At 54.7% G+C, this 2,610-nt stretch carries 2 rRNA genes (1 of these 2 only partly in view); both read left to right on the top strand.

The window, feature by feature from the left end:
• Positions 1 to 165, top strand: a 16S ribosomal RNA gene (locus AB0L64_RS40935); its annotated part reaches 1,488 nt to the left of the window's first position; the annotation flags it as partial.
• 62 nt (positions 166 to 227) lie between these two features.
• Positions 228 to 2,610 (top strand): 23S ribosomal RNA (locus tag AB0L64_RS40930); the annotation flags it as partial.

The raw sequence follows: 2,610 nt of genomic DNA, 5'->3' as shown, positions 1-2,610 counted from the left end.
GTAGGGTCACGGTTCAACCGGTGACGGTTGGATGGGTGGCTGGGGCCGGCTCTCACCAGACTGTTGGTGGGTGTGTTTGTTGGGTGTGTTGTTTCCCTGGTGGGCATGCTTCTACTGGTAAGTGGTGGTTTGGGTTGGTGTTCCTGCCCGTATTTTGAGAACTGTATAGTGGACGCGAGCATCTGATAAATCTTTGTAGCGTTTTGTGATTTCGCAATTTTTTGTTGTGACAAGCTACTAAGGGCAATCGGTGGATGTCTTGGTACCAAGAGCCGATGAAGGACGTTGGAGCCTGCGATAAGCCCCGGGGAGTTGGCAACCGAGCTGTGATCCGGGGGTGTCCGAATGGGGAAACCCAGCTGGCATTCTAAAGCCAGTTACCAGTGCCTGAACACATAGGGTTCTGGAGGGAACGCGGGGAAGTGAAACATCTCAGTACCCGCAGGAAGAGAAAACAATTGTGATTCCGTGAGTAGTGGCGAGCGAAAGCGGATGAGGCTAAACCATGTGCGTGTGATAGCCGGCGTGCGTTGCGCATGTGGGGTTGTGGGAGCATTCTTGATCCAATGCCGTGGGTCGGAAGAGTTATCAATCACTGTTGAAGTCGAATCTTCTGGAATGTTGAGCCGTAGTGGGTTATAGCCCTGTAGGCGTAAGACAGTGACTCTTGAGTGTTTTCCCAAGTAGCACGGGACTCTTGAAATCTCGTGTGAATCTGGCGGGACCACCCGCTAAGCCTAAATACTTCTTGGTGACCGATAGCGGACTAGTACCGTGAGGGAAAGATGAAAAGTACCCCGGGAGGGGAGTGAAATAGTACCTGAAACCGGTTGCCTACAATCCGTCGGAGCATGATTTTTGGTTGTGTGACGGCGTGCCTTTTGAAGAATGAGCCTGCGAGTTAGTGGTGTGTGGCGAGGTTAACCCGTGTGGGGTAGCCGTAGCGAAAGCGAGTCTGAATAGGGCGTTTTAGTCGCATGCTCTAGACCCGAAGCGGAGTGATCTATCCATGGGCAGGTTGAAGCGCGGGTAAGACCGCGTGGAGGACCGAACCCACCAGGGTTGAAAACCTGGGGGATGACCTGTGGATAGGGGTGAAAGGCCAATCAAACTCCGTGATAGCTGGTTCTCCCCGAAATGCATATAGGTGCAGCGTCGCGTGTTTCTTACCGGAGGTAGAGCACTGGATGGTCTAGGGGGCTTACCGGCTTACCGAAATCAGCCAAACTCCGAATGCCGGTAAGTGAGAGCGCGGCAGTGAGACTGCGGGGGATAAGCTCCGTAGTCGAGAGGGAAACAGCCCAGATCACCAGCTAAGGCCCCTAAGCGATTGCTAAGTGGAAAAGGATGTGGAGTTGCCCAGACAACCAGGAGGTTGGCTTAGAAGCAGCCACCCTTGAAAGAGTGCGTAATAGCTCACTGGTCAAGTGATTCCGCGCCGACAATGTAGCGGGGCTCAAGCAATCCGCCGAAGCTGTGGCACTCACACTAGAACCCGGTGTCTTTTGGGGCATCCAGGTGTGTGGGTGGGTAGGGGAGCGTCGTGCAGCGTGTGAAGCAGCCTAGTGATGGAGTTGTGGATGCTGCACGAGTGAGAATGCAGGCATGAGTAGCGAATGACGGGTGAGAAACCCGTCCGCCGGATGATCAAGGGTTCCAGGGTCAAGCTAATCTGCCCTGGGTAAGTCGGGACCTAAGGCGAGGCCGACAGGCGTAGTCGATGGACAACGGGTTGATATTCCCGTACCGGCATTAACACGACCCGACCGAACCCGCTGATGCTAAGCCAACGAAACTTTGATGTCTTCGGACGGATGGGTGGAGTTGGTGACCCGAGGTGGTAGTAGGTGCATTGAGGAGTGACGCAGGAGGGTAGTCCAACCGCGGCGATGGTAGGCGCAAGCTGATCCGCGGGCAAGGTGGTAGGGCGAGGCATAGGCAAATCCGTGTCTCATTGAGCCTGAGAGCCGAGGCGGACCCGTTCAGGGGAAGTGGATGATCCCATGCTGCCGAGAAAAACTTCGCAGTGAGTGTTAGAGCCGCCCGTACCCCAAACCGACACAGGTGATCAGGTAGAGAATACCGAGGCGATCGAGTGAACCATGGTTAAGGAACTCGGCAAAATGCCCCCGTAACTTCGGGAGAAGGGGGACCGGATCCGTTACATCACTTGCTGGTGGAAGCGGTGATGGTCGCAGAGACCAGGCCCAAGCGACTGTTTACTAAAAACACAGGTCCGTGCGAAGAAGTAATTCGATGTATACGGACTGACGCCTGCCCGGTGCTGGAACGTTAAGGGGACAGGTTAGCTGGTTTCGGCCGGCGAAGCTTTGAACTTAAGCGCCAGTAAACGGCGGTGGTAACTATAACCATCCTAAGGTAGCGAAATTCCTTGTCGGGTAAGTTCCGACCTGCACGAATGGCGTAACGACTTGGGCGCTGTCTCAACCGTGGACTCGGCGAAATTGCATTACGAGTAAAGATGCTCGTTACGCGCAGCAGGACGGAAAGACCCCGGGACCTTTACTACAACTTGGTATTGGTGGTCGGTACAATTTGTGTAGGATAGGTGGGAGACTGTGAAGCTCGGACGCCAGTTCGGGTGGAGTC

It is taken from the genome of Kribbella sp. NPDC051936 (genome assembly GCF_040680955.1).
In the GTDB taxonomy this organism is placed as follows: domain Bacteria; phylum Actinomycetota; class Actinomycetes; order Propionibacteriales; family Kribbellaceae; genus Kribbella.
Note: the sequence above shows the minus strand (reverse complement) of the source record. Positions and strands in the feature narration are given on the sequence as shown.